We start from the raw sequence: 901 nt of genomic DNA, 5'->3' as shown, positions 1-901 counted from the left end.
GATACGCACAGAATCGTCACCATCACCATCCGTACACGCATACCCGTACGAAGCAGCTTGTGATGGAAATGATTCTTATCGGGCAAGAACGGGTTACGATGATTACGAAGGCGATGAAGCACCACACGGATTACATCGAGCAAAGGGACCAAGACCGTGGAGAAAGCGATCACCATATAGGGATTTGGTAACTCCGGTGAGACTTGGTTCGACACGCACTGGTGGATGATCAGGAAACCGATCACGTAACCCAGCGTAAGACTACCCGCATCACCCATAAAGAGCTTATGGCCACGGTTTGCGTTGCCAAAGACGTTGTAACACCAAAAAGGCATGAGGACTCCCAGCGTACAAATGGCCAACAAGGCGTACACATACTGCATGCGGATAAAGAAGATCACGCTCAAGACCGACAGGGCGATACTGCACAAACCGGAGGCCAAGCCATCGATACCGTCTATCAAGTTAATGGCGTTCGTGATATACACTACGATAAAGACCGTGACGGGGATTCCCACCCAAGCGGGAACCGAGTATACACCGAACAAGCCTCCCAAGGAACCGAACCAATTACCGGACAGTACCAATAATAATGCCGACACGATCTGGACGGCGAACTTGTAACGGTAGCCAACACCCACAAGATCGTCGCAGACACCCACTAGATAGAGTAGCGTCATGCCCACGAACAGAAAGAGATACTCATAAAGCATGTTGAACGACAGGCTCGATGAGTCCATATCCCAAAAGTACAGGCGGAAGCCTATCACAAGGAACATGGACATCAGGATCACCGGAAAAAACGACAGGCCGCCCAGACGGGGGACCGGCGTCGTATGTACCTTACGGGAATCCGGGACATCATATAACCGTTTCTTGTGGGAGATCACCAAGATCCTCG

General features: G+C 50.9%; 1 protein-coding gene. It reads right to left on the bottom strand.

Going from position 1 to position 901, the window contains the following annotated elements; translation table 11 throughout:
- The coding region (locus DWX84_RS21390; RefSeq protein ID WP_147431262.1) for an MraY family glycosyltransferase at positions 1 to 901 on the bottom strand (901 nt) is incomplete at both ends.

This window comes from Parabacteroides sp. AF21-43, assembly GCF_003635435.1.
Taxonomy (GTDB): Bacteria; Bacteroidota; Bacteroidia; order Bacteroidales; family Tannerellaceae; genus Parabacteroides; species Parabacteroides distasonis.
Note: the sequence above shows the minus strand (reverse complement) of the source record. Positions and strands in the feature narration are given on the sequence as shown.